Annotated in this window: 24 protein-coding genes; 10 read left to right on the top strand and 14 right to left on the bottom strand. The window is 71.1% G+C overall.

Annotated features, from left to right (window positions below):
- Positions 1-112: 112 nt before the first annotated feature.
- Positions 113-2,179 (top strand): AsmA family protein, encoded by a 2,067-nt coding sequence (locus IE209_RS17925; RefSeq protein WP_189688306.1) that lies wholly within the window; start codon positions 113-115, stop codon positions 2,177-2,179.
- Positions 2,176-3,135, top strand: a complete 960-nt coding sequence (locus IE209_RS17920; RefSeq protein WP_189688305.1) for a YihY/virulence factor BrkB family protein — start codon at positions 2,176-2,178, stop codon at positions 3,133-3,135. The genes IE209_RS17925 and IE209_RS17920 overlap by 4 nt, the downstream gene beginning before the upstream one ends.
- Here IE209_RS17920 and IE209_RS17915 read toward each other — a convergent pair.
- A complete protein-coding gene (locus IE209_RS17915; protein ID WP_189688304.1) occupies positions 3,132-3,866 on the bottom strand; it encodes a transporter substrate-binding domain-containing protein in 735 nt (244 codons plus the stop codon). The two genes, IE209_RS17920 and IE209_RS17915, sit on opposite strands and share 4 nt — an antisense overlap.
- A 71-nt stretch (positions 3,867-3,937) precedes the next feature.
- Between IE209_RS17915 and IE209_RS17910 the strand changes: the two genes are divergently transcribed.
- On the top strand, positions 3,938-4,420 hold the full coding sequence (locus IE209_RS17910) for a low molecular weight protein-tyrosine-phosphatase (RefSeq protein WP_189688303.1): 483 nt from the start codon (positions 3,938-3,940) through the stop codon (positions 4,418-4,420).
- Positions 4,421-4,626: 206 nt separating this feature from the next.
- Here IE209_RS17910 and IE209_RS17905 read toward each other — a convergent pair whose 3' ends face one another.
- Positions 4,627-5,640, bottom strand: a complete 1,014-nt coding sequence (locus tag IE209_RS17905) for an SDR family oxidoreductase (protein ID WP_189688302.1) — start codon at positions 5,638-5,640, stop codon at positions 4,627-4,629.
- Between the two features lie 203 nt (positions 5,641-5,843).
- Here IE209_RS17905 and IE209_RS17900 point away from each other — a divergent pair, with 203 nt between their 5' ends.
- Positions 5,844-6,233: a hypothetical protein gene (locus IE209_RS17900; protein ID WP_189688301.1), complete on the top strand. Its 390-nt coding sequence runs from the start codon at positions 5,844-5,846 to the stop codon at positions 6,231-6,233.
- On the opposite strand, the gene IE209_RS17895 is transcribed toward IE209_RS17900, so the two are convergent.
- On the bottom strand, positions 6,234-7,730 hold the full coding sequence (locus tag IE209_RS17895; protein WP_189688300.1) for an AMP-binding protein: 1,497 nt from the start codon (positions 7,728-7,730) through the stop codon (positions 6,234-6,236).
- Positions 7,731-7,837: 107 nt separating this feature from the next.
- Between IE209_RS17895 and IE209_RS17890 the strand changes: the two genes are divergently transcribed.
- Both IE209_RS17890 and IE209_RS17885 read left to right on the top strand, forming a co-directional pair.
- Entirely contained in the window at positions 7,838-8,863 is a 1,026-nt protein-coding gene (locus tag IE209_RS17890; RefSeq protein WP_189688299.1) for a transporter, read from the top strand.
- Positions 8,864-8,872: 9 nt separating this feature from the next.
- Positions 8,873-10,405: a CYTH and CHAD domain-containing protein gene (locus IE209_RS17885; protein WP_189688298.1), complete on the top strand. Its 1,533-nt coding sequence runs from the start codon at positions 8,873-8,875 to the stop codon at positions 10,403-10,405.
- Between the two features lies 1 nt (position 10,406).
- Here IE209_RS17885 and IE209_RS17880 read toward each other — a convergent pair whose 3' ends face one another.
- The 4 genes from IE209_RS17880 to IE209_RS17865 all read right to left on the bottom strand — a co-directional run bounded on the left by IE209_RS17880 (position 10,407) and on the right by IE209_RS17865 (position 14,528).
- A complete protein-coding gene (locus IE209_RS17880; RefSeq protein WP_229882922.1) occupies positions 10,407-10,757 on the bottom strand; it encodes a hypothetical protein in 351 nt (116 codons plus the stop codon).
- 100 nt (positions 10,758-10,857) lie between these two features.
- Complete coding sequence (locus IE209_RS17875) at positions 10,858-12,012, bottom strand: MGDG synthase family glycosyltransferase (protein ID WP_189688297.1); 1,155 nt, start codon at positions 12,010-12,012, stop codon at positions 10,858-10,860.
- Positions 12,009-13,253, bottom strand: coding sequence for a glycosyltransferase family 4 protein (locus IE209_RS17870; protein ID WP_189688296.1), 1,245 nt, complete (start codon positions 13,251-13,253; stop codon positions 12,009-12,011). Before IE209_RS17870 ends, IE209_RS17875 begins: the two co-directional genes overlap by 4 nt.
- Before the next feature lie 66 nt (positions 13,254-13,319).
- Positions 13,320-14,528, bottom strand: a complete 1,209-nt coding sequence (locus IE209_RS17865; RefSeq protein ID WP_189688295.1) for an MFS transporter — start codon at positions 14,526-14,528, stop codon at positions 13,320-13,322.
- An 89-nt stretch (positions 14,529-14,617) separates the two neighbouring features.
- On the opposite strand from IE209_RS17865, the gene IE209_RS17860 reads away from it, so the two are divergent.
- Both IE209_RS17860 and IE209_RS17855 read left to right on the top strand, forming a co-directional pair.
- Positions 14,618-15,211 (top strand): TetR/AcrR family transcriptional regulator, encoded by a 594-nt coding sequence (locus IE209_RS17860; RefSeq protein WP_189688294.1) that lies wholly within the window; start codon positions 14,618-14,620, stop codon positions 15,209-15,211.
- 52 nt (positions 15,212-15,263) lie between these two features.
- Positions 15,264-15,887, top strand: coding sequence for a hypothetical protein (locus IE209_RS17855; RefSeq protein WP_229882921.1), 624 nt, complete (start codon positions 15,264-15,266; stop codon positions 15,885-15,887).
- Positions 15,888-15,902: 15 nt separating this feature from the next.
- On the opposite strand, the gene IE209_RS17850 is transcribed toward IE209_RS17855, so the two are convergent.
- Positions 15,903-17,546, bottom strand: coding sequence for an aminotransferase class III-fold pyridoxal phosphate-dependent enzyme (locus IE209_RS17850; protein ID WP_189688293.1), 1,644 nt, complete (start codon positions 17,544-17,546; stop codon positions 15,903-15,905).
- Positions 17,547-17,599: 53 nt separating this feature from the next.
- Between IE209_RS17850 and asd the strand changes: the two genes are divergently transcribed.
- Both asd and IE209_RS17840 read left to right on the top strand, forming a co-directional pair.
- Positions 17,600-18,511 (top strand): archaetidylserine decarboxylase, encoded by a 912-nt coding sequence (gene asd / locus IE209_RS17845; protein ID WP_189688292.1) that lies wholly within the window; start codon positions 17,600-17,602, stop codon positions 18,509-18,511.
- A 114-nt stretch (positions 18,512-18,625) separates the two neighbouring features.
- The gene (locus IE209_RS17840) at positions 18,626-20,263 is read left to right on the top strand and encodes a methyl-accepting chemotaxis protein (RefSeq protein ID WP_189688291.1); all 1,638 of its coding nucleotides are present in this window, start codon (positions 18,626-18,628) and stop codon (positions 20,261-20,263) included.
- Here the strand turns inward: IE209_RS17840 and IE209_RS17835 are convergent.
- The 6 genes from IE209_RS17835 to ftsH form a co-directional block, all read right to left on the bottom strand.
- Positions 20,260-20,748 (bottom strand): GNAT family N-acetyltransferase, encoded by a 489-nt coding sequence (locus tag IE209_RS17835; RefSeq protein ID WP_189688290.1) that lies wholly within the window; start codon positions 20,746-20,748, stop codon positions 20,260-20,262. The genes IE209_RS17840 and IE209_RS17835 overlap by 4 nt on opposite strands.
- A gap of 108 nt (positions 20,749-20,856) precedes the next feature.
- The gene (locus IE209_RS17830; RefSeq protein ID WP_189688289.1) at positions 20,857-21,729 is read right to left on the bottom strand and encodes a UDP-2,3-diacylglucosamine diphosphatase; all 873 of its coding nucleotides are present in this window, start codon (positions 21,727-21,729) and stop codon (positions 20,857-20,859) included.
- Positions 21,729-22,532: a GNAT family N-acetyltransferase gene (locus tag IE209_RS17825; protein WP_189688288.1), complete on the bottom strand. Its 804-nt coding sequence runs from the start codon at positions 22,530-22,532 to the stop codon at positions 21,729-21,731. The genes IE209_RS17830 and IE209_RS17825 overlap by 1 nt, the downstream gene beginning before the upstream one ends.
- Positions 22,533-22,637: 105 nt before the next feature.
- Positions 22,638-23,993, bottom strand: a complete 1,356-nt coding sequence (glmM, locus tag IE209_RS17820; RefSeq protein ID WP_189688287.1) for a phosphoglucosamine mutase — start codon at positions 23,991-23,993, stop codon at positions 22,638-22,640.
- Positions 23,990-24,889, bottom strand: coding sequence for a dihydropteroate synthase (folP, locus tag IE209_RS17815; protein WP_189688286.1), 900 nt, complete (start codon positions 24,887-24,889; stop codon positions 23,990-23,992). Before folP ends, glmM begins: the two co-directional genes overlap by 4 nt.
- A 62-nt stretch (positions 24,890-24,951) precedes the next feature.
- Positions 24,952-26,871 carry an ATP-dependent zinc metalloprotease FtsH gene (gene ftsH / locus IE209_RS17810; protein ID WP_189688285.1) on the bottom strand — a complete coding sequence of 640 codons (1,920 nt, stop codon included), beginning with the start codon at positions 26,869-26,871 and terminating at the stop codon, positions 24,952-24,954.
- Positions 26,872-26,961 lie beyond the last annotated feature (90 nt).

Raw genomic sequence — 26,961 nt, 5'->3', positions numbered from 1 at the left:
CAAGCTTAGCCGCATGTAGTCGCCGTCCGACAGCCGGTCCCGCCCGGCGCTGCCGCGCGGATGCTGCCGGGGCCGCCGCAGCCGCTGCGGGCGCAGGCATAGGCTGCACCCCATGCGCGCTTTCTCTCCCGGTCGCGGCACGAAGATCCTGCTGGCCCTGCTCGGTGCACTCGTGGTGTTCCTGCTGCTGTTCGACTGGGACTGGCTGCGCGGCCCGCTCAACCGCACCATCAGCGAAAAGACGCAGCGCCGTTTCGACAGTTCTCACCTGGCCGTCCAGCTGGGCTGGAACCCGGTGATCCGCCTCAAGGACGTCTACTTCGCGAATGCGGACTGGGCCGACGGCACGGGCGACCACCCCATGGCCCGCATCGGCACGCTGGAGTTCTCGGTCTCGCTGCGCGACCTGTGGAACGGCAAGGTCTTCGTGCCGCGCGTGGCGATGGACCAGGCCGAGCTCAACTTCGAGAAAGCCAAGGACGAGCGCCGCAACTGGGTGCTGGGCGAGCCGTCGGAAACCAAGGAGCCGAGCAAGCTGCTGATCTCCAGCCTGTCGGTCCGCCAGGGCAAGCTGCGCTACGTGGACCGGACCACGCCTTTCGACATCGGCGTCGATGTCGAGACCTTCGACCCGGCGGCCGCGGCCAAGGCCGACGACGCCAAGGCCCGCCCCGACAACGCGCGCTACACCACACGCTACCGCTTCGCCGGCACCTACCACGATGCCAAGTTCAGCGGCCAGGCCCAGACCGGCGATGTGCTGAGCTTCCAGGGCTCGGACGTCCCGTTCCCGATCCAGGGCCGGCTCGTGGCCGGCACCACGCGGCTCGACGTGGAGGGCACCGTGGCCGACGCCGCCAACATCAGCGGCATCGACGTGCGGCTGAACATCGCCGGCAACACGCTCGCCAACCTCTATCCCTTTCTGCTGCTGCCGCTGCCAGCCTCCCCGCCCTACCGCCTGTCCGGCCATCTGAAGCTCGACGGCAACCGCTATTCCATGCAGGACATCCAGGGCCGCATCGGCAAGACCGACGTGGCCGGCGAAGCCGCCTACGTGCAGCGTGAACCGCGCCCGCTGCTCACCACCACGCTGCACAGCAAGCTGCTGAACCTGCCCGACCTGGGGCCGCTGGTCGGCCTCACGACCAAGGAGACCGCCGACGCCCGGCCGCTCACGCAGGCCGAAACGCAGACGCGCGAACGGGCCCAGGCCCGCGAGAAGCAGACCAGCGGCGAACGCGCCCTGCCCACGGGCACCGTGCAGGGCGAGCGGCTGCTGCCCACGGGCAAGTTCGAGGGCGGGCGCTTCAAGGCCATCGACGCCAAGGCCGACCTGCGCGTGGACCGCATCGACGCGCCGGACTTCATCGCACTGCAGAACCTGCGCGTGAAGCTGGACCTCAAGGATGCGGTGCTGCGCCTGGACCCGTTCGACGTGGATCTGGCCGACGGCGAGATCCGATCCGTAGTGCGGCTCGACGCGCAGCAGCCCACCCTGCGCGCCGACGTGGACATCACGGCACGCCGGCTCAAGCTCGCGCGGCTGGTGCCGCCCTCGCCCCGGCTCGCACCCTCGAGCGGCGCCATGGGTGCGCGCGCCAAGCTCAGCGCCAGCGGCAACTCCATCGCCGACCTGGCGGCCAAGGCCGACGGCCAGGTGCAGGCCGCGCTCTCGCGGGGCCAGGTGTCCAACCTGCTCGACGCCGTGTCGGGCCTCAATGGCGGCAAGATCCTCACGCTGCTCATGGGCGGCGACAAGCCCATCCCGATCAACTGCGGGGCCGTTTCCTTCGACGTGAAGGACGGCCAGGGCAAGTCGCAGCTGTTCGTCATCGATACCGAGGACACGCGCATCGAGGGCGATGGCGGATTCGACCTCGACCACGAGCGCTTCGACCTGACCATCGCGCCCAAGCCCAAGAAGGCCGGCATCCTGTCGCTGCGCACGCCAGTGCGCGTGTACGGCAGCTTCCGCTCGCCCGACTTCGAACTCGACAAGGCCGGCCTGGCCCTGCGTGGCGGCGGCGCCGTGGCGCTGGCGCTGGTCAACCCGCTCGCCGCCCTGCTACCCTTGATCGAGACCGGCCCCGGCGAAGACACCGACTGCCAGCGCCTGCTGGCCAGCGCCGGGCCGGCCGCCAAGGCCGCCGCCCCGACCACGCGATCCAGACCATGAGCACCGTCGTCCCCTCCTCCGCCACCGCACCGCAGCGCTCGCCCGACCGTCCCATCCTGCCGACCTTCAAGCAGTGGCTGGCGCTGTGCAAGCAGGCCGTGCAGTCCTGGTCGGACGACTACGCGCCCAGCATGGGCGCAGCCCTGTCCTACTACAGCGTGTTCTCGATGGCGCCGCTGCTGCTGATCGTGATCTCGGTCGCCGGCCTGGTGTTCGGCGAGGAGGCCGCGCGCGGCGAGCTGTTCGGCCAACTCGCCGGCCTCATGGGCGCCGACGCGGCCAAGACGCTGGAGACGCTGCTGGCCAGTGTCAACAAGCCGGCCCAGGGCATCGTCTCCACGCTGATCGGCCTGGGCGTTCTGCTGATCGGCGCCACCACCGTGTTCGGCGAACTGCAGAACGCGCTGGACCGGATCTGGCGCGCGCCCGCGCGCAACACCTCGGGCGGGCTGTGGAACCTGCTGCACACGCGGCTGCTGTCGTTCGGCATGGTGTTGGGCATCGCCTTCCTGCTGATGGTCTCGCTGGTGCTGGGCGCCGTGGTCTCGGCCCTGGGCAAGTGGTGGGGCGATGCCTTCGCCGGCTGGGAGATCGTGGCCCAGCTCATCAACATCGTGCTGGGCTTCGCGCTGACGACCGGCGTGTTCGCGATGATCTACAAGATCATGCCGCGCGTGCACGTGCGCTGGTACGACGTGTGGATCGGTGCGGCCGTCACGGCCTTGCTGTTCACGCTGGGCCGCTTCCTGATCGGGCTGTACATCGGCAAGAGCGGCGTGGCGTCGAGCTTCGGCGCGGCCGGCTCGCTGATCGTGATCTTCGTCTGGGTCTACTACTCGGCCCAGGTGTTCCTGATGGGCGCGGAGTTCACCTGGCTGTACGCCAAGCAGTACGGCTCCATGCGCCACCTGCCGGGCTCGGCCACGGAGCCGGCGCCGACCTCGGTCAAGGACTAGGCTTTCGGCGCGACCGCCGCACCCTGGATGCCGTGGCGTCGCAGCGCCTCGGCCACGAAGCCGCTGGCCTTCATCTCTTCCACGAAGGCCGCCAGCGCCGCCTGCGCTGCCTGCCCGCGGCCGGCGGGCAGGCCCATGGCCTGCTGGATCACCATGAAGGAACCCGGCAGCAGGCGCAGCCCGCCCAGCCGCGCGGCATCGGCCTCGAGCTGCTGCTTGACGCCGGCGGCCACGTCCGCATTCTCGTCCAGGAAGCTCGGCACCACGGCCGGCGAGCTCGGTGCGCGCAGGATGGTCGCGGCCTTCAGTTCGCGCGTGAGGAACAGGTCGTAGGCGCTGCCCTGGCCCACCATGACCGTGCGGCCCGCGGCATCGACCTCGGCCTTGTCCTGCAGTGGCGCATCGGCGCGCACGAGGTAGCAGCCCTCGATCAGCACATAGGGCGCAGTGAAGCGGATGCCCTCGCCGCGCAGCGGGTCGATCGCAAAGAAGCCGATGTCGGCCTGCTCGGCCCGGACCGCCTCGACCGACTTGCCAGCGGTGTCGAAGACGACGAGTTCCAGGGCCACACCGAGCCGCTCGGCGAAGGCGCGCGCGAGGTCCACCGATACGCCCTGGGCCTGGCCTGCGGCGTCGCGGCCGGCCAGGATGGGGTTGCCCAGGTTGATGGAGGCGCGCAGGCGCCCGGTGGGGGCGAAGGCCGGGACGAGGTCGGACACGGAGGTGGTCATGCGAAAGCGCCTTTGTGCAACGAAGGGCGCAACGCTAGCACGGTGGACGGCCTGGTCGCGACAATCGCGCGATGCCCGGCCATTCCTCTTTCCCCAGCGTCCTCTTTATCTGCACCGGCAACATCTGCCGCTCGCCCACGGCCCATGCGCTGCTCGTGCACAAGGCCCGCGCGGCCGGCCTGCAGCTCGCCGTCGACAGCGCCGCGATCTCCGACGAGGAACGCGGCAACCCGTTCGACCGCCGTGCCGCCGCGGAACTGCGGCGCCGCGGCGTGCCGGCCCATGACCACTGCGCGCGCCAGGTGCGGGGCGAGGATTTCGCGCGCTTCGATTGGATCGTCGGCATGACGCAGGCGCACTGCGCGGCGCTGCGCCGCCAGGCACCGGCCGGCGCCCGTGCGCAGATCGCGCTGATGCTCGACTTTGCGCCCGGCCATGCGGGCGAGGACGTGCCCGACCCCTGGTACGGCAGCACACAGGACTTCATCCACGCCTTCGACCTCATCGACCGCGGCGTGGACGGCCTGCTGGCCAGGATCAGAACGTGTGAATGAACCAATCGCGCCCACGACGGGGTGCGGCGGGCCGCAGGCGAAGGCGCAGGCCGCAGCCCGGGCTGGTGCCCGGGCAAGGACTGCAACGCCCCCATGCGGCCTGGCGCGCGCCGGCCCGAAGGGCGAGGCCCCGGGCGCGACGATCATGCTGGAAGCAGGTGCTCACCGGGGCCTCGCGTGGGTGTGAGCGGTTCGTTCACACGTTCTCAGCCCACCGAGCCCGTGACGGGCAGCACGATGCCGCTGATGTAGCTGGAGCAGCACGGCGCGGCCAGGAACACGAAGGCCGGCGAGATCTCCTCTGGCTGGGCCGGGCGGCCCATGTCGGTGCCGGCGCCGAATTGCGCGATCTCGTCGGCCGGCTTGTCGGCCGGGTTCAGCGGCGTCCAGACCGGGCCCGGCGCCACGGCGTTGACGCGGATGCCCTTGTCCATGAGGTTGGCCGCCAGCGACATCGTGAAGGCGTGGATCGCACCCTTGGTGGCCGAGTAGTCCAGCAGGTGCTTGCTGCCCTTGAGCCCGGTGACCGAACCGCAATTGACGATGCTGGCGCCGCGCCGCAGGTGCGGCACTGCCGCCTTGGCCATGTGGAAGTAGCCGTAGACGTTGGTGCGCAGCGTCTCGTCGAAGCGCTCCTCGCTGAGGTCCTCGATGGCCTGGGCATGCTCCTGGAAGGCTGCGTTGTTGACCAGCACGTCGAGCTTGCCGAAGGCCTGCACGGTCTTGGCCACGGCCTCGCGGCAGAACGCCGGGTCCTTCACGTCGCCGGGGATCAGCAGGCAGCGCCCGCCTTCGGCCTCGACGAGTTCGCGCGTGCGCTCGGCGTCTTCGTGCTCGTTGAGGTAGACGATGGCCACGTCGGCCCCCTCGCGCGCGTACAGCACGGCCACGGCGCGGCCGATGCCCGAGTCGCCGCCCGTCACCAGCGTGGCAAAGCCCGCAAGCTTGCCGCTGCCCTGGTAGTGCGGCGCGGCGAACCGCGGCTTCTGCGCCATCTCGGCCTCCAGGCCCGGCTTGGCCAGGTGCTGGCGCGACATGGGCGGCGCCGGCTCGTCGCGGTGCGGGCCGGGGGCGGCCTTCTTGCCCTGCGTGCCGCCGTCGTCCGGCTGGCCCTTGGCCTGGGCGCGGGCTTCGGCGTCGCGGTGGTCCTGTTCGCGCTGGATGCGCTGCTGCTTGCGCACGGTGTCCTGGGCATCGGGTGTCTGCTTGTCGCGGGACATGGGAACTCCTTGGAAATGACGGTTACCTCCATGCTCCGACCCTGGCGCGGCGCGCGGTTTCGGACGGCGGCGCGGGCCCATGTCAGCCGCTGCGCCGCACCCGGATGCTGCGCTCCTCCTACGTCGGCCGACGCCGCGGCCTACAGCGCCGCGGCGGCGCGCGCACTAGGCTGGTGCCAGGATCCAACCAAGGAGAAACACACATGGCACGCAGCAGCATCATGGGCGGCGAGACGCCCGCCACCCGGCCCGAGGGCAGCGACATGGACCTGCTGGGGCCCAGCGACACGTCCGACAGCGGCAGCGACGTGCAGGGCGAGCGCCGCATGGCAACCGCACCCGACAACGCAGCCGAATGGGGCGCCGTGGTGGCCGACCACGACTCCGACAGCGACGCCTCGGGCACGGGCGAGCGCGCCTCGGCCGTGGGCGACGACGTCCGCGCCAACGCTGACATCCTGCCCGACCGCATCGTCAGCCCCGGCGTGGGTGCCGGCCGCGACGCGCTGGACGAGGTGCCCGGCCTGGCCGGCGAGGACGGCGAGAGCGAGGACGACCCGATCGAAGGCACGGGCGACGACGACAGCGTCTGATCAGGAAGCCGGCGGCTCGCGCAACGCGCGCTTGGGCACCTTGCCGTAGCTGTTCTTGGGCAAGGCCTCGACGAACACGTAGCGCTTGGGCCGCTTGAAGCGCGCGATCTGCGCGAGGCAATGCGCGTCGAGCGCGGCCGCGTCGACCACCGCGCCAGGCGCGGCGACGATGTGGGCGACCACCACCTCGCCCCACTCGGCATCCGGCGCGCCGAGCACGCAGGCCTCGGCCACGCCGGGATGCGTGAGCAGCACCTCCTCCACCTCGCGTGGGTAGATGTTGGAGCCGCCGCTGATGACCACGTCCTTGGACCGGTCGCGCAGCGTGAGGCAGCCCGTTTCGTCCAGCACACCGATGTCGCCGGTCCACAGCCAGCCCCCGCGCAGCGCCTGCGCCGAGGCTTCGGCGTTGCGCCAGTAGCCGGCCATCACGGTGGCGCCGCGCACCGCGATCTCGCCCGGCTCGCCGGCCGGCAGCGGGCGGCCCTGCGCATCGAGCACCGCGACCTCGGTGCCGCTGCGCGGCCAGCCGACCGAGGCGAGCTGGCCGGCGTCGCCGCGCGCATGGTCCGCCCGCGTGAGCCCTGTGATGGTCATGGGCGTCTCGCCCTGGCCGTAGATCTGGGCGAACACCGGACCGAAGGCGGCCATGGACTTGCGCAGCTCCTCCAGGTACATGGGCCCGCCGCCGTAGACGATGCAGCGCAGCTGGCGCGGGCGCTGGCCGCCGCGCGCGGCCAGGGCTTCGCGCAGGCGCTGCACCATGGTGGGCGCGAGGAAGGCGCCGCTGCCCGGATGCGCATCGCACAGCGCGAGGAATTCCGCGGGCTCGAAGCCCCGGGAGGCCGGCACCACCTGGCGCGCAGCGCGCGCGAGCGAAGGCAGCAGGTACAGGCCCGAGCCGTGCGACATGGGCGCAGCGTGCAGCTGGCTGCACTGCGGGCCGAGCTCGGGCTCGATGTCGGCCAGGTGGGCCACGGCCATGGCCATGAGATTGCCGTGCGTGAGCATGGCGCCCTTGGAGCGCCCGGTGGTGCCGCTGGTGTAGAACAGCCAGGCCAGCGCATCGGCCGCCACGGGCGCGATGTGCAGCGCGGCCGGCGCCAGCAGCTCGGCATAGGCCGGTCCGTCCAGCGCGATGCAGGGGCACGGCAGGCCCTGCAGCGCCGGCGCCAGGCCCGGCGAGGCGAACAGCAGCGCGGCCTGCGCGTCCTCGACGATCTGGCCCACCTCGCGCGCATGCAGCTTGTAGTTGACGGGCACGGCCACCATGCCGGCGGCCCAGACGGCGAACAGCAGCTCCACGTACTCGGGCCGGTTCTCCGAGACCAGCGCGACGCGCGTGCCGGGCGCATGGCGCGCGTGCAGCGCCGCAGAGATGGCCGCAACGCGTTCGCGCAGCTGCGCGAAGGTCCACAGCGTCTGCTGGCCCAGGCACACGGCGGGAAGGCCGGGATGGCGGGTGGCGGACTGGTCGAGCAGGACGGCAAGGTTCATGGCGAAGGTCTCCGCCCGGGAGCATAGGCGCAAGCGCGTTCCGGCCGCCCGCGGACCGTCACACAGCTGACATACGCGGGGCGCAGCATGCGCGGTTGCCCGACGCCATGGACAGCGACCTCCTGATCGAACCCACCCGCTATGGCGCGGATGCGCATGGATTGGTCTGCGGCTACCGCTTCGAGGCGGCGACCGCGGCCTGCCCGATCGGCTCCGACCAGGCCGCGCAATGGCTGGCCGGTCCCGGCGAGGGCAGCGGCTTCGTCTGGCTGCACTTCAACCTCTCGCACGCCGGCGCCGAGCGCTGGCTGCAGCGCCATGCGCAGCTGCCCGAGTCCTTCTTCGAGACGCTGCACGACGACCACCGCTCCACGCGGCTGGAACGCGACGAGGCCGCGCTGATCGCGGTCATCAACGACGTGCAGTTCGACTTCGCCTTCGAATCCTCGGACATCGCCACGCTGTGGATCGGCGTGGACCGACGGCTGGTGGTCACGGCCCGGCAGTCGCCGCTGCGCTCGGTGGACCGCCTGCGCACCGCGATCCGGCGCGGCGAGCCGCTGCGCTCGACCACCGAGCTGCTGGAGTGGCTGCTGCGCGCGCAGGCCGACGTGCTGGTCGACGTGGTGCGCGGCGTCACGCGGCGCATCGACGCGGTGGAGGACGCACTGCTGGCCGGCCGCCTGCAGCACAAGCGCACGCGGCTGGGCGTGCTGCGCCGGCTGCTGGTGCGGCTGCAGCGCCTGCTCGCGCCCGAGCCGGCTGCGCTGTTCCGGCTGCTGCAGCATCCGCCGGCCTGGATGGTGGAGCGCGACGTGGACGAACTGCGCCAGGCCACCGAGGAGTTCTCGGTGGCGCTGCGCGACATGGCGGCGCTGCAGGAACGCATCAAGCTGCTGCAGGAAGAGATCGCCGCAGCCGTCAACGAGCGCACCAGCCGCAGCCTGTTCGTGCTGACCGTGGTCACCGTGCTGGCGCTGCCCATCAACATCCTGGCCGGCCTGTTCGGCATGAACGTGGGCGGCGTGCCGCTGGCCGGCAACGACCACGGCTTCTGGATCCTCGTGGCCGTGGTGATGGCCTTCACCGCGGTGGCCGGCTGGCTGGCCTTTCGCGGTCACGACGACCGCTAGCATCACCCCATGTCCTCCTCCATGACCGAGATCGAATTCAAGTTCGACATTCCCCGCGCCGCCCTGCCCGCGCTGGAGGCCGCGCTGCGCGGCCCCGGCAGCCAGCGCACGCACCTGCAGGCGCGCTACTTCGACACCCCGCAGGGCGACCTGGCCGCGCACGGCGTGGCCCTGCGCCTGCGCAAGGAAGGCCCGCGCTGGGTGCAGACCGCCAAGGCTCTGGGCGATGGCCCGGTGCAACGGCTGGAGCACAACGTGGATCTGGGGCCGGCGCGCAAATCGAAAGCACAGCAGGCGCTGCAGGCCGATCCCGCCCGGCACGCCGACACGCCCGTCGGCCGCCGCCTGGACCATGTGCTGTGCCGCGCCGGCACGCCGCTGGTGGAGGTCTACGGCACCGACATCTGGCGCGCGACGCAGCAGCTGCAGGTCGGCGCCAGCCGCATCGAGCTTGCCCTGGACCAGGGCCGTGTACTGGCGCCCGCGCCCGACGGCGGCCTGCCGCGCAGTGCCGTGGTCTGCGAGCTCGAGCTCGAACTGCTCGAAGGCGATGTGCGCGACCTCACCGCCGTGGCCAGCGAATGGGTCGCGCGCCACGGACTCACCTTGAGCACGGTGACCAAGTCCGAACGCGGCCTGCGCCTGGCGCACGGCCAGTCCACGCGCCCGGCGGTCAAGGCCAGCGCGCCGCAGTGGCCGGCCGGCAAGGACTTCCCGGACGGCGCCACGGTGCAGCGCGCCGTGGTCGGCGCCTGTCTCGCGCAGATCCTGCCGAACGCGAGCGAGATCGCCGCCGGCAGCGAGGATGCCGAACAGATCCACCAGCTGCGCGTGGGCCTGCGCCGGCTGCGCACCGCGCTGCGCGAACTGGCAGCGCTGGGCCCGGGGCTGGACCCGGCCTGGGAGGCGCCGCTGGTGCAGGCCTTCCGCGTGCTCGGTGCGCGGCGCGACCGCCAGCAGTTGCAGGCGCTCATGCAGCCACGGCTGTTGGCCGCGGGCGGCCCGGTCATCGTGCTGCCGCCCGAGGACGACGACGTGCCCACGCCGGCACAGGCGCTGCACGATCCGGCCCTGCAGGCCGCCTGGGTGGGCCTGGTCGGCTTTGCCGCCGAAGCGCGGAGCACGGGTCTGGCGCCGCACGACACAGAGCGCCACCTGCGCAAGCGGCTGGACAAGCTGCACCGCCGCGTGGCCAAGGAGGGCGGAGGTTTCGAGAAGCTCACGCCCGAAGCGCGCCACAGCCTGCGCAAGCGCCTCAAGCGGCTGCGTTACCTGGCCGAGTTCGTGGGCGCCTGCTTCGCGCCGCGCCGTGCCGCGCAGTTCACGCGCGCGCTGGAGCCCGCCCAGGATGCACTGGGCGCGTACTACGACGAGGTGGTGGCACTGGAGCGCTACCGCGCGGCGGCGGAGCAGGAGCCGCGCGCCTGGTTCGCGGTGGGCTGGCTGCAGGCCCGGGCGCCGCACAGCGCGCACCAGGCCGCTCTTGCGCTCGCGGAACTGGCCGGGGCGGCCCGGCCGTTCTGGCGCAAGAAGAAGGACTGACTCAGGACGGGCTGTTCGTCGGCGCGTCGGCGGCGATGCTGCCGGCCTGCTGCGGATGCGGTGCGCCGCCCTGCTGCTGCACGGCCGCCGCCAGTTGCTCGGGCTGGTTCAGCGCGCTGGCCTGCACCGCGAAGTCGTACAGCTTGGCCTTGCCGGCGTAGTACCGGTCCAGGCGCCATTCCTTGATGATCTGCACGGCCAGGTCGAAGTCGCTCAGCTGCAGCGCGTACAGCCGTTCCAGCTGGAAGGGCTCATGGGATTCGAGAGAAAGGACCAGGTCCGCCAGCGTCTTGGCGGAGGGTTTGAAAGGGTCCTTGGCGATGAGTTTCTTGGCTTCTTTGATGGCGTTCAACGGAGTCTTCCTGGCGCTTGGGACTAGCGCAAACCCTGATTGGACACCGCCCACCCCACAAAAATTGTGTCAATCCAATGACCAATTCGTGACGGCATTGTCACGCGGCCAGTTGCAGATGGCCCGCGGATGGTGCATGTTGAACCAATTTCGCCATCAAATCGGGCACTTCGAAGACAGCCCGGTTCCGCAACAGGGCAACCCGCGCACGGTAAGCGGGCATTCGTTCGCAAAGCGCGCGGACGGCCGGGGCCACGCCGGCGAAGCCCGGCAGCACCAGGCCCAGGCCCTGCTCCTCGAGCCATTGGGTGTTGTAGCGCTCCTGCGGCATGGTGAAGGCGTTGCGCGTGGTCAGCACGGGCAGTCCCATCAGCAGGGCTTCGCTCAGGCTGCCGGGGCCGGGCTTGCCGATGAAGAAATCGGCCAGCGCGAGGTAGCGCCGCACATCGCGCGTGAAGCCCTGCACCACGCGCGGGGCCGGCGCCGGCAGCGCACGCAGCCGCGCGGCCAGCCGTCGGTGGTGGCCGCACAGCAGGATCAGCGGGGTCTCGGGCAGCAGCCGGGCGATGCGCTCCATCACCATGGAGCCGGCGCCGCCGAACATGACCACGCCGACGGGCGGGCCCGTGTCCGAGGTGGGCAGACCCAGGGCGCGCCGCTCGGCCGCGCGGTCCAGCGCCAGCGGTGCATAGAAGTCCGGGTGCACGGGCATGCCCGAGACCAGGTGCAGCCGGCGCGCGTCGTGGCCGGCCGCACGGGCCTGGGCCAGCGCGTGCGGCGTGCCGCAGACCAGGTGCTGGTCCACGCCGTCGGCACGCCAGAAATGCGGCGGGTGGTCGGCCATGTCGGTCATCACCGTCATGAAGGGCACGCCGGGCCGGGCCTGGGCCAGGCTCTGGCCCAGCGCGCGGTTGAAGTTGGGGATCAGCGAGACCACCAGGTCGGGCCGGCTCGCGCGCCAGTGCGCGGCCAGCCGCTGGCACAGCTGGCCGTGGGCCATGCGGATCAGGCCCTGCAGCAGCTTGAGCTCCTGCGCCAGCCCCAGCGTCCAGCCGCGCGCGAGCCGGGCGTTGTAGAGGTCTTCGGGCGCCATCCCGGTGCAGCGCTGGAACAGGCCCTGCGGATCGACCACGTCGACGAGGTTGACGGCTTGCACATCCCAGGGCCGCTGCTGCTGCACGCAGGCGGCCTGGAGCGCCTGCGCAGCCGCGCGGTGGCCACCGCCCGCGTTGAAGTAGACCAGCTGGACCTTCATGGCAGGCCGGCCACGGCACGCGCGGCGGTCGCCGCGCGCACGCCGGACTGGCCCTGGCGCGCCAGGGCCTCGAAGGTCGATTCGAGCTCGCCCACGATCTGCGGCCAGGCCAGCGCCACGGCGGCGGCACGCGCCTGCAGCCGCAGCCGCTGCACGAGGGCCCGGTCGCGCGCCAGCCGCTCGGCCTGGGCGATGAACTGCGCCGGCTGCTCCAGGGGCGCCAGCAGGCCGCTCTCGCCCTCGGTGACGAGCTGGGCCGCCGCCGCGTAGCCGTAGGCCAGCACCGCCAGGCCGCTGGCCATGGCCTCGGGTGTCACGTTGCCGAAGGTCTCGGTCACGCTCGGGAACAGGAAGATGTCGCCCGAGGCGTAGTGCGTGGCCAGGTCGTCGTCGCGCCGCGCGCCGGCGAACACCACGCCCTGGCCCGCGCAGCTGCGTTCCAGTTCGGCACGCAGCGGCCCGTCGCCCACCATGACCAGGCGCACGCGCGGGTCGATGCGGCGCATGGCCTGCACGGCCTGCAGCAGCAGGCCGAGGTTCTTCTCGGGCGCGAGCCGGCCCACGTGCAGCACCACGGGCGTGTCGGGGCCTGCGCCCCACTGCGCGCGCAGCGCGGTGCTGCGGCGCGCCGGGTCGAAGCGCTGGGCGTCCACGCCGCGCGCCACCACGCGCAGGCGCTCCAGGCCCTGGGCCGCGAGCTGCTGGCGCAGCGACTCGGTGGGCACCATGGTCAGGTCGCAGCGGTTGTGGAACTTGCGCAGGTAGGCCATCAGCGGCTTGTGCAGCCAGCCCAGGCCGTAGTGCTGGCCGTAGGCATGGAAGTTGGTGCGGAAGTCCGAGCTCACGGGCAGGCGCAGCTTGCGCGCGGCCTGCAAGGCCGACCAGCCCAGCGGCCCCTCCGTCACGATGTGCACCACGTCGGGCCGCGCCAGCGTCCACAGCCGCTGCAGTGCGCGCGTCGCAGGCAGGCCCATCTTGAGGTGCGGGTAGCGCGGGATCGGCAGGCCGCGCATCAGCACCTCGGCGCTGGGCGCTTCGGCCGCATCGGCGGCATCCTGGCGCGGGCGCACCAGCTGCACCTGGTGGCCGCGCGCGCGCAGGCCCTGCACCACGCAGGCGATGGTGGCCGCCACGCCGTTGACCTCGGGCGGGTAGGTTTCGGTGACGAAGGCCAGACGCAGCGCACGCCGTGCCGGCGCGAACTCGTCCACGATGATGGGGATGGGCTCGGCGTGCGGCATGCCGCCATGCTGCGAGCCGCGCAAGTCAGCGGCGTGACGCTGCCATGGCAGTTCGGTGTCGCAGGGTTAGGCCTTCGCGGCCACCAGGGCACGCGTGCCGAGTGCCGCCACCAGCGCGAGCGCCAGCAGCGCCGCGCCGTAGCCCAGCGCGGTCTGGTGCAGGCCGAACCAGCCGGTCGAGAGCCCTGCCAGCAGGGCCGGGATGCTGAACGCGAGGTAGCTGCACACGAAGAAGCTGGCCATGAGGCCGGCGCGCTGCTGCGGCGATGCCAGCGGCGCCAGCGTGCGCAGCGCGCCGCTGAAGCTACAGCCCATGCTGAAGCCGGCCACCAGGGCGCCTGCGAAGAACGCCACCGGCGCATGCGTGTGCACGCCGGCCAGCGCCAGCACCATGCCCAGCGTCAGTCCGTTGGCACCGAAGGCCAGGGCCAGCGCAGCCGGCCGGTGCTGCATGGCCACGCTGGCCAGCGCTCCCGGCAACACCATGGCCGCGATCAGCGCACCGCCTGTGAGGGGGGCGGCATTGCCGGTCACCTGGCGCGCGAGCGTCGGCCCCAGCGACAGGAAGAAGCCCATCAGCGCCCAGCCCACCGTGTTGGCCGGCAGCAGGCGCTGCAAGGCGCCGCGCGCCGCGGGCGGCACCGCCATCTGCGGCCGCAGCGAGGCCCAGGCACCGGCACGGCGCGGCACCGTGTCGGGCAGGCGCAGCGCCATCGCGACCTGCACGGCCAGCATCACCAGCAGCACTTCGTAGACCAGCCGCGTGGGCGCCGGCGCGAACTGCACCAGCGCCGCCGTGCCCACGGCGCCCAGGGCCATGCCCACCATCGGCGCGACACCGTTCATCACCGAGGCGCGCAGGGGGCTCAGGTCGAGCAGCATGGAACTCAGCGCGCTCGTGGCGATGCCCGTGGCCACGCCCTGCAGGATGCGGGCCGCCAACAGCCAGGCCACCGACTCGGCCTGCCAGAACAGCACGACGGAAAGGAACTCCAGCACCAGTGCGCCGACGATCACGCGCCGCCGGCCCAGATGGTCCGACAGCCGGCCGAACATCAGCAAGGCCGCCAGCAGCGCGAACGCGTAGCTGCCGAACACCCAGGTCAGCACGAACGCCGAGAAGCCCCAGGCCTCGCGGTACAGCGCGTACAGCGGCGACGGCGCGCTGGACGCGGCCAGAAAGGTGACCATCATCGCGGCCGTCCACCACAGCGCAGCGCGGGGCGCCAGGGGTTGGCGCGGCGATGGCGTCGTGGCGGGATGCGGGATGGACATGCGAACTTTCCAAACGCAAAGAAATAGCGTTTATGCCATTGTGCACCGGACCGACCCATAAAGCAAACCCTTTGCGTTAAGATCGTTCCATGCCTCCACGCCCCACTCTTCGGCCCGGCGGGCGCAGCGCGCGCGTGCAGGCCGCCGTCCACCAGGCCACGCGCGAGCTGATCGAGCAGCACGGTCGCGAGGCGCTGACCGTGCCGCTGATCGCGGCACGCGCGGGCGTCACGCCGTCCACCATCTACCGGCGCTGGGGCGATCTGGCCGAGCTGATGGCCGACGTCTCGGTCGCGCGCATGCGCCCCGAGGGCGAGCCGGCGGACACGGGCAGCTTCCGCGGTGACCTGCTGGCATGGGCCGAGCAGTTCCACGAGGAGATGTCGTCCGAGGTCGGGCAGGCCATGCTGCGCGACGTGGTGGCCTCGGCCGGCCGCGGCGAGGCCGCCGGCAGCTGCCAGTGCGCGCAGTTCACGGCCGGCGTGGTGTCGGTGCTGGTGCAGCGCGGTGCGGCACGCGGCGAGGCCGTGCCCACGGTGGAGGACGTGATGGACCGGCTCGTCGCTCCCATCATCTACCGCCTGCTGTTCGGCATGGTCCCGGCCAGCGCGCAGCAGGTCGCGCAGTGGGCCGGCGCCTGCGCCGACGCGGCCAGCGCCGAGCGGCGTTCGCGCAGCCGCTGAGCGCGGCCCCCTGTCATCAGTGCTTCATGCGCGGTCGTCACGATCGCGCCACATGACAACGGGGGTGCCCATGCACGACTTCTTCCGGACGGTCCAGGTCCAGCGCGACGACGACCACCGCTACTACCACCACAGCCGCATCAACCAGAGCCTGCACCTGCTGTCGGCCTGCACCTTCGTGTGCAGCTACGTGCTGCTGTTCGTCGACCCGGCCGCGGCCGCCCTGCTGGCCTGGACCGTGGCCATGACCAGCCGCCAGGCGGGCCACTTCTTCTTCGAGCCCAAGGGCTACGACCATGTGAACCAGGCCACGCACGCCTACAAGGAAGAGATCAAGGTCGGCTACAACCTGCGCCGCAAGGTGGTGCTGATGCTGCTGTGGGTGGCCGTGCCGCTGCTGCTCTGGCTGCAGCCCGACCTGTTCGGACTGGTCGAGCCGGCCGCCGGGACCGAAGGCTGGCTGCGCCATGTCGGCCTGGCCTGGCTGGCGCTGGGCGTGGCCGCCGTGCTGATGCGCACCGTGCACCTGTTCTTCCTGCAAGGCGTGGTGGCCGGCCTGGCCTGGGCCACCAAGATCCTGACCGACCCCTTCCACGACATCAAGCTGTACTGGAAGAGCCCGTTCGCGCTGATGCGCGGCGAGCTGATCGATCCGATGCACGACGTGGCCCGCTGAGCAGGCCCCCGCAGTTCAGCGCCCCAACATCTCCCGCAGGATGCGGCGTTGGATCGCCTTCTTCGTCAAGCCCGCGTCCTGCCACCACCAGCCATCGGCCTGCATGGCCTGGCAACCGGCCACGAAGCGGCGCGCCACCTCGGCGAACTCGGTATCGCCGTAGTTCAGGCTGAAGATCAACCGGCCCGTGCCGACCCAGCTCAGCGCCAGGCCCTGCGCACGCAGGTAGTAGGGCAGCATCCAGTGGTAGCGCGAGGCCTGCGTGAAGCCCACGGCCCAGACCGTGGACATGGCGCCCACGCGCACCGGCAGACCCGCGTCTTCGAGCAGGCCGTTGAGCTGCGCGGCGCGGCCTTCCCAGGTGGCGTCCAGGTTCTCGTACAGGGCCTGCACCGCGGGCGCTTGCAGCCGCTCGAGAAACACCTGCATGGCGCCCATCACGTAGGGGTGCGCATTGAAGGTGCCGCGTGCGAAGCAGATGTCGGCCGGCTTGTCCTCGCGCCAGCGCTGCATGAGCCGGTGCGGGCCGCAGACCACGCCCACCGGCAGGCCGCCGCCCAGGGTCTTGCCGTAGGTGACCATGTCGGCCTGCACGCCGAAGTATTCCTGCGCGCCGCCGGGCGCCAGGCGAAAGCCCAGGAACACCTCGTCGAAGATCAGCACGATGCCGCGCGCGGTACAGACTTCGCGCAGCTGCTGCAGCCACGCGGTGTAGGCCGCACGGTCGAAGGCCGGCGCGGGCCGGGCGGCAACCAGGGCCGAGTCCGAGGGCGCGTTGGCGTTCGGGTGCAGGGCCTGCAGCGGGTTGACGAGCACGCAGGCGATGTCGCGCCGGCTCTTCAGAACGCGCAGCGTGCGCGCGTCCATGTCGCGCAGCGTGTAGGTGCGTTCGGCGGGGACCGGGTTGCCGATGCCGGGCTGCACGTCGTCCCACCAGCCGTGGTAGGCACCGCAGAAGCGCACGATGTGCGTGCGCCGCGTATGGTAGCGCGCCAGCCGCACCGCCTGCATCACGGCCTCGGTGCCGGACATGTGGAAGGACACCTCGTCCTTGCCCGAGATGCGGCGCAGCGTGCGCACGTTGTCCAGCACGGCCGGGTGGTAGCTGCCGAGCACCGGGCCCAGGTCCTGCACGCGCGCGCTGCCCTCGGCGATGCAGGACTTGTAGAAGTCCTGGCCGAACAGGTTCACGCCGTAGGAGCCGGCCAGGTCGTAGAAGACGTTGCCGTCCAGGTCGGTGATCTGCACACCCTGGCTGGATTGGACGAAGGCGCCCATCTTGAGGCTCTCGCGCAGCACGCGGCTGTACTGGAAGGGCACGCGGTAGCGGCTCGTGAACTGCAGGTCGGCGATGCCTTCGCGCGCGGCCTCGGTCATGGCCAGCGTCTTCGGAAAGCGCTGGGCGAACAGGGCCGCGAGCCGCGCCATGCCGGCCTCGCGCTGCGCGGCGACGGCGGCCGGTGCGCCGTCCGAGGCGAAGAAGCGCTCGGGCCCGAAATCGTAGAACGGCAGCCGGCGCGCGACGCGGCGCGACAGCTTGGAGTGGCCGGCCAGCGAGCGGTGTTTGGCGCGCGACAGGGCCAGGCGTTGCCCTGCTGCCGGCAGCAGCGCCAGCACGGCCGCGGCGCCGAAGCCGCCGAGAAAAGTGAGTTCGTTCATGGGGTCGTGGAAATGGCGATCCCCCATTGGTAACCCCTTCATTTGTCAACACGATGACGCAGACCACCGCCACCCCATCCGCCCTCGCCCGCCTGCGCGACCGCCTGCTGCTGCAGGAGGACCTCAACTTCCTGCTGACCAACCGCGTGCCGCGGCTCGCGCTCACGCGCTTCATGGGCTGGTTCAGCCAGATCGAGAACCCGCTGGTCCGCGCCGCCTCGATCGCGGTGTGGCGCGCCTGCACCGAGATCGACCTGTCGGACGCGCAGGAGCAGCGCTTCAAGAGCCTGCACGCCATGTTCACGCGCGCCTTGAAGCCCGGTGCGCGCCCCGTGGCCATGGACCCCGGTGTGTTGGCCAGCCCCTGCGACGGCATCGTCGGCGCCTGCGGCACGGTGGACGGCACGCGCGTGTTCCAGGCCAAGGGCTTCCCGTACGAAATCGGCGAGCTGTTCGGCGACGCGGAAGCGGCCCGCCCCTGGCACGGCGGCCAGTACGTGACGCTGCGGCTGACCTCGGCCATGTACCACCGCTTCCATGCGCCGCACGAGGGGACGGTGGAGCGCTTGACCTACCTCTCGGGCGACACCTGGAACGTCAACCCCATCGCGCTCCGCCGCATCGAGCGGCTGTTCTGCCGCAACGAGCGCGCCGTGCTGCGCATGCGGCTGGCCAGCGGCCATCCGATTGCGCTGGTGCCCGTGGCGGCCATCCTCGTGGCCAGCATCCGGCTGCACTTCATGGACACGCTGCTGCACCTGCGCACGCTGGGCAGCCAGCCGGTGGACTGCGCCGAGCACTTCGCCAAGGGACAGGAGATGGGCTGGTTCGAGCATGGCTCGACCATCATCGTGTTCGCACCCAGAGGCTTCGCGCTGGCCGACGGCATTGCCAGTGGGGCGCGCGTGCGCATGGGGCAGGCGCTGATGCACTTGCCGCCGCGGCCGGCCGGCGGAGCTGCCTGACCGCACCCGCTTGTCGGCCTGCGCACGGCGTTCGTCGCACGGAGTACCAGCACACGACCATCGTTGATCTTCGATTTGCATACTGCGCACTCTTGCGAACGACAGGAGCGATCGATGCGCAGCAATCTTCCGGTGACGCAGAAGGAGTACATCTTTCCGGACGACGCCACCCTGTTGTCCACCACGGATCTGCAGAGCTACGTCACCTACGCCAATGCCGCGTTCGTGCAGGCCAGCGGCTTCGACCAGGACGAGCTGATCGGCCAGCCGCACAACCTGGTGCGGCATCCGGACATGCCGCCGCAAGCCTTCGGCGACCTCTGGGCCACGCTCAAGTCGGGCCGCTCCTGGTCGGCCCTGGTCAAGAACCGGCGCAAGGACGGCGACCACTACTGGGTGCGCGCCAACGTGACGCCGGTGGTGCGCAACGGCCAGACCACGGGCTACATGTCGGTGCGCACCAAGCCCGGGCGCGAAGAGGTGGCCCAGGCCGAGGCGCTGTATGCGCGCTTCCGTTCAGGCCAGGCCAGGGGCTGGGCCTTCCACCAGGGCCTGGTCTTGCGCACCGGCTGGCTGCGCTGGCTCTCGCTGCCGCAGACCATGCCCGTGCGCTGGCGGCTGCGTGCTGCCTTGCTGTTCGTGCTGCTGGTGTCGGTGGGCGGCGCCGCGCTGCTGCCCCGTCTGGGAATGGCGCCGGAGGCCGTCGCGGCAGCCGTGGCCCTGGCCTGCGCCGTCGCCACGCTGTGGCTGGAGGCGCGCATCGCCCGGCCGCTGCAGCGCGTGCTGCAGCAGGCCCAGTGCGTGGCCTCCGGCAGCCCGGGCGAGAACGTGCACCTGGACCGCGTCGACGAGATCGGCATGGTGCTGCGCGCCGTCAACCAGGCCGGGCTGAACCTGCGCTCGCTGGTGGACGACGTGGGCCAGCAGGTGGCGGGCGTGGAGCAGGCCAGCCAGGGGATCTCGCGTGACAACCAGGACCTGAGCGCGCGCACCGAACAGGCGGCCTCCAGCCTGCAGCAGACCGCGGCCTCGATGGAGCAGATGACGGCCACGGTGAAGGCCAGCGCCAGCGCCGCGGCGCAGGCCGTGGGCCTGGCCGGCACCGCGAGCGCGGCCGCGCGCCAGGGCGGCGCCGTGATCGGGCAGGTGGTGCAGACCATGGACGCCATCACGGCGGCCAGCAGCAAGATCCGCGACATCATCGGCGTGATCGACGGCATCGCGTTCCAGACCAACATCCTGGCGCTCAATGCCGCGGTGGAGGCGGCACGTGCGGGCGAGCAGGGCCGCGGTTTCGCGGTGGTGGCGGCCGAGGTGCGGGCGCTGGCCCAGCGCAGCGCCCAGGCGGCCAAGGAGGTCGGCAAGCTCATCCACAACAGCAGCGAGCAGGTGGACAGCGGCAACCAGCAGGTGCGCGATGCGGGCGCGGCCATGCAGGACATCGTGCAGCAGGTGGGCAAGGTGGCCGACCTGATCCAGGAGATCGGCGCCTCGGCCCGCGAGCAGTCGCAGGGCATCGACCAGGTCAACGTGGCGGTGACGGAGCTCGACCGGATGACCCAGCAGAACGCCGCGATGGTGGGCCATGCGCGCGAGGCCGCGAGCGGCCTGCGCGCCCAGGCGCGCCAGCTGCTCGATGCGATCGGCGTGTTCCAGGCCAGTGCGCCCGCGGCGGCCCTGCAGCCGGTCAGTGCGGCGCCACGGCGCAGCCAGGCACCCGCGCTGCCAGCGGCCGCCGCCCTGCCCGCTTAGTCCAGCGCGCGCACCATGTAAGCCGCGCCGGGGCCGTAGGCCGCGAGCTTGGACTGGCCTGCGCCCAGGTCGCGCGTCGCGTAGCCCAGCCGCCGCCAGTAGCCTGCCGCGCCGCCCACGGCCACCAGGGCACCCTGGACCAGGCCCTGGGCGCGCGCCTGCGCCAGGGCCCGGGCGTACAGCACGGCCGCCATGCCCTGGCCATGGGCCCGCGCGGCCACGGCGCAGTCGTGCAGATACCAGCAGCTGGCGGCCGCCGGCAAGCGGCCGAGCGCGCTGTGCAGGGCTGGCGGCGCAGCCTCCAGCCAGGGGTGGGACAGCAGATAGCCGAGCACGGCGCCGGCCGCATCGCAGGCCACCAGGCACAGGGCCGGCGCCAGCGCCATGCGGTCACGAAAGACGGCGGGTTGCTCGGGTGCGAAGTCGGCGGCGGCGTAGGCCTCGGCCTGGATGGCCATCACACAGGGCAGGTCGGCGGCCGACATGGGGCGCACATGCCAGCGCGAACGGACAGAAGCGGAACAGGTCAAAACGGACGGGAAAAGCGGCCATGCCGCAACGGGACGGGGCCGGTATTTTCGCCGAAGCCGATGTCAGACCGGGGCCGACTGCGCCGCGGCCGGGGTCCGCACCGGGTGCTGGTGGGCGCCATGCCACTGCACGAGCTCGAGCCGGCCATCGTGGTGTTCCACGAGCGCGCTCAGGCTCTCGACCCAGTCGCCGTCGTTGCAGTACAGCGTGCCGTCGATCTCGCGCATCTCGGCGCGGTGGATGTGGCCGCAGACCACGCCCTGGTAGCCGCGCTTGCGCGCCTCGGCGGCCACGGCCTGCTCGAAGGCCGTGACGTAGTTGAGGGCTTTCTTGACCTTGTGCTTGAGGTAGGCCGACAACGACCAGTACGGCAGCCCCATGCGCGCGCGCAGGCTGTTGAGGTGGCGGTTCAGCCGCAGCGTGAGCTCGTAGGCGTTGTCGCCCAGGTAGGCCAGCCATTTGGCGCACTGGATCACGGCGTCGAAGTGGTCGCCGTGCACGACCCACAGGCGCCGGCCGTCGGCCGTGGTGTGCACGGCCTCCTCGCGCACCTCGATGCCGCCGAAATGGTGGCCGGCGAAGCCGCGCGCGAATTCATCGTGGTTGCCGGGCACGAACACCACCTTGCAGCCCTTGCGCGCGCGGCGCAGCAGCTTTTGCACCACGTCGTTGTGGGCCTGCGGCCAGAACCAGCGCCGGCGCAGCTGCCAGCCGTCGACGATGTCGCCGACCAGGTACAGGAGCTGGCTCGGGTGGGCCTTGAGGAATTCGAGCAGCGGCCCGGCCTGGCAGCCGGGCGTGCCCAGGTGCAGGTCGGAGATGAAGACGGCGCGGAAGCGCGGTGGGCCGCTGTCCTCGGCGTCCAGGGGGACGGAGGGCTCCACAGCATCCGGCGTGCCTTGCCACAAGCCCGCGGCGTCGAAGGCCGCGCGCATCAACGGCTCCCGCCGAAATGGCGGCTGTAGCGCGCCGGCATGTCCTGCAAGCGCATCAGCAGCGGCAGGTCGGCGGTGTTGAAGTCCGGGTCCCAGGCCGGCGGGCCGAGCAGCTTGGCGCCCAGGCGCAGATAGCCCTTGACCAGAGGCGGTGCCTCGACCTGCAGGCTGTCGTCCAGCCGCTCCACCGGCAGAGGCAGGCGCGGCAGCACATGCTCGGTGATGGGGGCGAGGTGGTCGATCCGCAAGCGGCGCCACAGGCTGGCGGCCACGGCCGGATTGAACACGCCCTGCTGGCGCAGCGGCACGCTGGCGCTGCCGATCACAAGGTCCAGACCGTTGCGCTGCATGAAGCCGGTCAGCGCCGACCACAGGCTCATGATCACCCCGCCCTGGCGGTGGCCCGGGTGCACGCAGCTGCGGCCCAGTTCCATCATGCGTGGGCGCAGCTGGCGCAGCCGCGTCAGGTCGAACTCGGTGTCGGCGTAGAAGCTGCCGATGCGGCGCGCCTGCACGGGCGTGAGCACGCGGTAGGTGCCGACGACCTCGCCGCTGGCGGCATCGGCCACCAGCAGGTGCTCGCAATAATCGTCGAACAGGTCGATGTCGTGGCCGGCCAGCGGCGTGGCCAGGCGCGCACCCATTTCGCCCGCGAACACGGTGTAGCGCAGGCGCTGGGCGGCACGCACCTCGTCCTGGTGTTGCGCCCAGCGCACCAGCAGGCCACCGGCCACGGACGATGCCGGCGGCGCAGGACGCGGCCCCAGCGACAGCGGGTAGGCCGGGGACGGCAACTCTCTCATGGTCTGGCTCCTGCGACATGGGCGCCCCACCGGGGAGCGCACGGGAGCCAGTGTGCGAAGCCGCCGTGACCGGCGCATGTCGCGCCGATGGCAGCTTCGTGACGCTCAGCGCAGCGTGGCGGCGATGCGCTCGGCGCAGCGGCGGGCCTGGGCCGCGTCGCGCGCCTCGACCATCACGCGCAGCACAGGCTCGGTGCCGCTGGCGCGGATCAGCACGCGGCCGTCGTCGCCCAGCTCGCGCTCGACCTCGGCCTGGGCCTGGGCCATGGCCTGGTTCGATTTCCAGTCCTGGCCCACGGCCAGCCGCACGTTGACCATGGACTGCGGGAACAGCGTTAGTTCGCCCAGTGCCTGGGCCAGACTCTGGCCGTTGCGCACGCAGATCTGCAGCACCTGCAGCGCGCTGATGAGGCCGTCGCCCGTGGTGTGCTTGTCCAGTGCCAGCAGGTGGCCGGAGCCCTCGCCGCCCAGCACCCAGCCGCGCTTGTCGAGCTCCTCGAGCACGTAGCGGTCGCCGACCTTGGCGCGCACCAGCTCGACGCCCTTGGCGCGCAGCGCGACCTCGACGGCCTTGTTGGTCATCAAGGTGCCGACCACACCCTCGACGGCCTCGCCGGCGCGCTTGCTGCGCTGCGCACCGCCACGCGACAGGCGCTCGTTGACCATGATGTAGAGCAGCTCGTCGCCGTTGAACATGCGGCCGTCGCGGTCGACCATCTGCAGGCGGTCGGCGTCGCCATCCAGCGCCACGCCGAAATCGGCCCGGTGCGCGCGCACGGCCTCGACCATGGCCTCGGGATGGGTGGCGCCAACCTTCTCGTTGATGTTGAGGCCGTCGGGCGTGCAGCCGATGCGGACGACTTCCGCGCCGAGCTCATGGAACACCATGGGCGCGATCTGGTAGGCCGCGCCGTTGGCACCGTCGACCACGATGCGCAAGCCCTTGAGCGTGAGCGCGCTCGGGAAGGTGCTCTTGCAGAACTCGATGTAGCGGCCGGCCGCGTCTTCGAGCCGCGTGGTCTTGCCCAGGCTGGCGGAATCCACCCACTGCGGCGGCAGCTCGAGGGCGGCCTCGACCGCGATCTCCCAGTCGTCGGGCAGCTTGGTGCCCTGGGCGCTGAAGAACTTGATGCCGTTGTCGGCGAAGGGATTGTGGCTGGCGCTGATGACCACGCCCAGGCTCGCGCGCTGGGCACGCGTGAGGTAGGCCACGCCGGGCGTGGGCAGCGGGCCCAACAGCACCACGTCGACACCGGCGGAGTTGAAGCCCGATTCCAGTGCGCTTTCCAGCATGTAGCCCGAGATGCGCGTGTCCTTGCCGATCAGCACCGTCGGCCGGGCCTCGGTCTTGCGCAGCACGCGGCCCACGGCATGGGCCAGGCGCAGCACGAAGTCGGGTGTGATCGGGGCCTGGCCCACGGTGCCGCGGATGCCATCGGTGCCGAAATAGCGACGGGTCATGGAGTGTTTCCTTCTTGTGGTGTGTCGTCGAAAGTGGGGGGCGTGGCGGCGCGCCATACCCGCAAGGCCGCCACAGTGTCGCGCACGTCGTGCACGCGCACGATGCGCGCACCGCGCTCGACCGCCAGCACGGCCGCCGCGACGCTGGGCACCAGGCGTTCGCTGGCCGGGCGGTCGGCGCCACCGGCCACTGCGGCCAGCGAGGACTTGCGCGACCAGCCCACCAGCAGCGCATGGCCCAAGGCCAGCAGATCGGCCTGGTGCGCCAGCAGCGCGAAGTTCTGCGCCACGGTCTTGCCGAAGCCCACACCAGGGTCGAGCACGATGCGCTCGGCCGCCACGCCGCGCGCGCGCAGTTGCAGCGTGGCCTCGGCGAGGAAACTGCGCACCTGGGCCGGCGCATCGCCGTCCATGGGCTGACGCTGCATGGTGGCGGGCTCGCCATGCATGTGCATGAGGCATACGCCGCAGTTCGGATGGGCCGCCACCACGGCCTGAGCCGCGGCCGGCGCTTCGCCGGCAGCCGCGTCGTGCCAGCGCAGCGCCCAGATGTCGTTGACGATATCGGCGCCCAGGTCCAGGGCGGCCTGCATCACGCGCGGCTTGTAGGTGTCGACGGAGACGGGCACGCCCAGCCGCACGGCATCGCGCAGCACCGGCAGCAGGCGTGCCAGCTCTTCGTCGGCCGGCAGCACGGCCGCGCCGGGGCGCGAGGACTCCGCGCCCAGGTCGAGGATGCCGGCACCCTCGGCCAGCAGCTGCTCGCAATGCCGCAAGGCCGCGCCCGGCCCGGCATGGTGGCCGCCATCGGAGAAGGAATCGGGCGTCAGGTTCACGATGCCCATGACGCGGGGCTGGCGCAGATCGATCAGGTGGCGGGAGGTCTGCCAGAACATGGAGCGAGCGGAAAAACAAACGGGGCCGCGAGGGCCCCGTATTGTGGTTCAGACCGAGCGCATCATGCCGCGGACGGCGACGGCTCCGGATTGACGGCCGGCGCACCGCCGCTGCCGCCGCCGTTGCCGCCCGTGGGCGTGCGCGGCGTGAAGTCCTTGGGCGGACGCGGTTCGCGGCCGGCCATGATGTCGTCGATCTGCTCGGTGTCGATGGTCTCCCACTCGAGCAGGGCCTTGGCCATGGCGTGCATCTTGTCGCTGTTCTCTTCGATCAGGCGGCGGGCCAGGCTGTATTGCTCGTCGATGATGCGGCGCACCTCGCCATCGACCTTCTGCATGGTCTGCTCGCTCATGTTGGTGGTCTTGGTGACCGAGCGGCCCAGGAACACCTCGCCTTCGTTCTCTGCGTAGACCATGGGGCCCAGCGCGTCGGTCATGCCGTAGCGCGTGACCATGTCGCGGGCGATCGAGGTCGCGCGCTCGAAGTCGTTGGAGGCGCCGGTGGTCATCTGGTTCATGAACACCTCTTCGGCGATGCGGCCACCGAACAGCATGCTGATCTGGCTCAGCATGTATTCCTTGTCGTAGCTGTAGCGGTCCTGCGAGGGCAGGCTCATGGTCACGCCCAGCGCGCGGCCGCGCGGGATCACGGTGACCTTGTGCACCGGGTCGCACTTGGGCAGCAGCTTGCCGATCAGCGCGTGGCCGGCCTCGTGGTAGGCGGTGTTGCGCCGCTCTTCCTCGGGCATGACCATGCTCTTGCGCTCGGGGCCCATGATGATCTTGTCCTTGGCCTTCTCGAAGTCCTGCATCTCGACCACGCGCGCATTGCGGCGGGCGGCCATCAGCGCGGCCTCGTTGCACAGGTTGGCCAGGTCGGCGCCGGACATGCCCGGCGTGCCGCGCGCGATGATGCTGGGGCTCACGTCCTGACCGATCGGCACCTTGCGCATGTGCACGTTGAGGATCTGTTCGCGGCCGCGGATGTCGGGCAGCGTCACGTAGACCTGGCGGTCGAAACGGCCCGGGCGCAGCAGGGCGGCGTCCAGGATGTCCGGGCGGTTGGTCGCGGCGACCACGATCACGCCCAGATTGGTCTCGAAGCCGTCCATCTCCACGAGCATCTGGTTCAGCGTCTGCTCGCGCTCGTCGTTGCCGCCGCCCAGGCCAGCGCCACGCTGGCGGCCGACCGCGTCGATTTCGTCGATGAAGATGATGCAGGGGGCGTTCTTCTTGGCGTTCTCAAACATGTCGCGCACGCGGGCCGCGCCCACACCGACGAACATTTCGACGAAGTCGGAACCCGAGATGCTGAAGAACGGCACCTTGGCCTCGCCCGCGATGGACTTGGCCAGCAGCGTCTTGCCCGTGCCCGGGGGACCGACCAGCAGCAGGCCGCGCGGGATGCGGCCGCCCAGCTTCTGGAACTTCTGCGGATCCTTCAGGAAGTCGACGACCTCCTTGACCTCTTCCTTGGCCTCGTCGCAGCCGGCGACATCGGCGAAGGTCACGGTGTTGTTGTTCTCGTCCAGCATGCGCGCCTTGCTCTTGCCGAAGCTGAAGGCGCCGCCCTTGCCGCCGCCCTGCATCTGGCGCATGAAGTAGACCCAGACGCCGATCAGCAGCAGCATCGGCCCCCAGCTGACCAGGAGGGTCATGAGCAGCGAACCCTCTTCGCGCGGCTTGACGTCGAACTTGACGTTGTTGGCGATCAGGTCGCCGACCAGGCCCCGGTCCAGATAGGTCGCGGTGGTGCGCACGCGGCGGTCGTCGGTGGTGATCGCGACGATCTCGGTGCCGCCCTGCCCTTCCTGGATGGTGGCAGTCTTGATGCGCTTGTTGCGGACCTCTTCGAGGAAGTCCGAATAGCCCATGAAGCCTGCACCCGCCGTGGCGCGGGTGTCGAACTGCTTGAACACCGTGAACAGCACCATGGCGATCACGAGCCAGACAGCAACTTTGGAAAACCAGGGATTCTTCAAGCGGGGACTCCGGTAAGCCGTACGACATGCAACGGCGTTGGGGCGTACGTGCGAACCATTTTAGGCGTTTCAAGTTCTTGACACGGGTGG

Origin of the sequence: Pseudorhodoferax aquiterrae, from assembly GCF_014652235.1 — a bacterium.
GTDB lineage: Bacteria > Pseudomonadota > Gammaproteobacteria > Burkholderiales > Burkholderiaceae_C > Pseudorhodoferax > Pseudorhodoferax aquiterrae.
The sequence above is the reverse complement of the archived record's forward strand: the minus strand, read 5'-3'. Positions and strand labels throughout refer to the sequence as shown.

Excerpts from the sequence above, each read along its gene's own strand:
- IE209_RS17925 (WP_189688306.1), top strand. The coding sequence starts at position 113 with ATGCGCGCTTTCTCTCCCGGTCGCGGCACGAAGATCCTGCTGGCCCTG.
- IE209_RS17920 (WP_189688305.1), top strand. The coding sequence starts at position 2,176 with ATGAGCACCGTCGTCCCCTCCTCCGCCACCGCACCGCAGCGCTCGCCC.
- IE209_RS17915 (WP_189688304.1), bottom strand. The coding sequence starts at position 3,866 with ATGACCACCTCCGTGTCCGACCTCGTCCCGGCCTTCGCCCCCACCGGG.
- IE209_RS17910 (WP_189688303.1), top strand. The coding sequence starts at position 3,938 with ATGCCCGGCCATTCCTCTTTCCCCAGCGTCCTCTTTATCTGCACCGGC.
- IE209_RS17905 (WP_189688302.1), bottom strand. The coding sequence starts at position 5,640 with ATGTCCCGCGACAAGCAGACACCCGATGCCCAGGACACCGTGCGCAAG.
- IE209_RS17900 (WP_189688301.1), top strand. The coding sequence starts at position 5,844 with ATGGCACGCAGCAGCATCATGGGCGGCGAGACGCCCGCCACCCGGCCC.
- IE209_RS17895 (WP_189688300.1), bottom strand. The coding sequence starts at position 7,730 with ATGAACCTTGCCGTCCTGCTCGACCAGTCCGCCACCCGCCATCCCGGC.
- IE209_RS17890 (WP_189688299.1), top strand. The coding sequence starts at position 7,838 with ATGGACAGCGACCTCCTGATCGAACCCACCCGCTATGGCGCGGATGCG.
- IE209_RS17885 (WP_189688298.1), top strand. The coding sequence starts at position 8,873 with ATGTCCTCCTCCATGACCGAGATCGAATTCAAGTTCGACATTCCCCGC.
- IE209_RS17875 (WP_189688297.1), bottom strand. The coding sequence starts at position 12,012 with ATGAAGGTCCAGCTGGTCTACTTCAACGCGGGCGGTGGCCACCGCGCG.
- IE209_RS17870 (WP_189688296.1), bottom strand. The coding sequence starts at position 13,253 with ATGCCGCACGCCGAGCCCATCCCCATCATCGTGGACGAGTTCGCGCCG.
- IE209_RS17865 (WP_189688295.1), bottom strand. The coding sequence starts at position 14,528 with ATGTCCATCCCGCATCCCGCCACGACGCCATCGCCGCGCCAACCCCTG.
- IE209_RS17860 (WP_189688294.1), top strand. The coding sequence starts at position 14,618 with ATGCCTCCACGCCCCACTCTTCGGCCCGGCGGGCGCAGCGCGCGCGTG.
- IE209_RS17855 (WP_229882921.1), top strand. The coding sequence starts at position 15,264 with ATGACAACGGGGGTGCCCATGCACGACTTCTTCCGGACGGTCCAGGTC.
- IE209_RS17850 (WP_189688293.1), bottom strand. The coding sequence starts at position 17,546 with ATGAACGAACTCACTTTTCTCGGCGGCTTCGGCGCCGCGGCCGTGCTG.
- asd (WP_189688292.1), top strand. The coding sequence starts at position 17,600 with ATGACGCAGACCACCGCCACCCCATCCGCCCTCGCCCGCCTGCGCGAC.
- IE209_RS17840 (WP_189688291.1), top strand. The coding sequence starts at position 18,626 with ATGCGCAGCAATCTTCCGGTGACGCAGAAGGAGTACATCTTTCCGGAC.
- IE209_RS17835 (WP_189688290.1), bottom strand. The coding sequence starts at position 20,748 with ATGTCGGCCGCCGACCTGCCCTGTGTGATGGCCATCCAGGCCGAGGCC.
- IE209_RS17830 (WP_189688289.1), bottom strand. The coding sequence starts at position 21,729 with ATGCGCGCGGCCTTCGACGCCGCGGGCTTGTGGCAAGGCACGCCGGAT.
- IE209_RS17825 (WP_189688288.1), bottom strand. The coding sequence starts at position 22,532 with ATGAGAGAGTTGCCGTCCCCGGCCTACCCGCTGTCGCTGGGGCCGCGT.
- glmM (WP_189688287.1), bottom strand. The coding sequence starts at position 23,993 with ATGACCCGTCGCTATTTCGGCACCGATGGCATCCGCGGCACCGTGGGC.
- folP (WP_189688286.1), bottom strand. The coding sequence starts at position 24,889 with ATGTTCTGGCAGACCTCCCGCCACCTGATCGATCTGCGCCAGCCCCGC.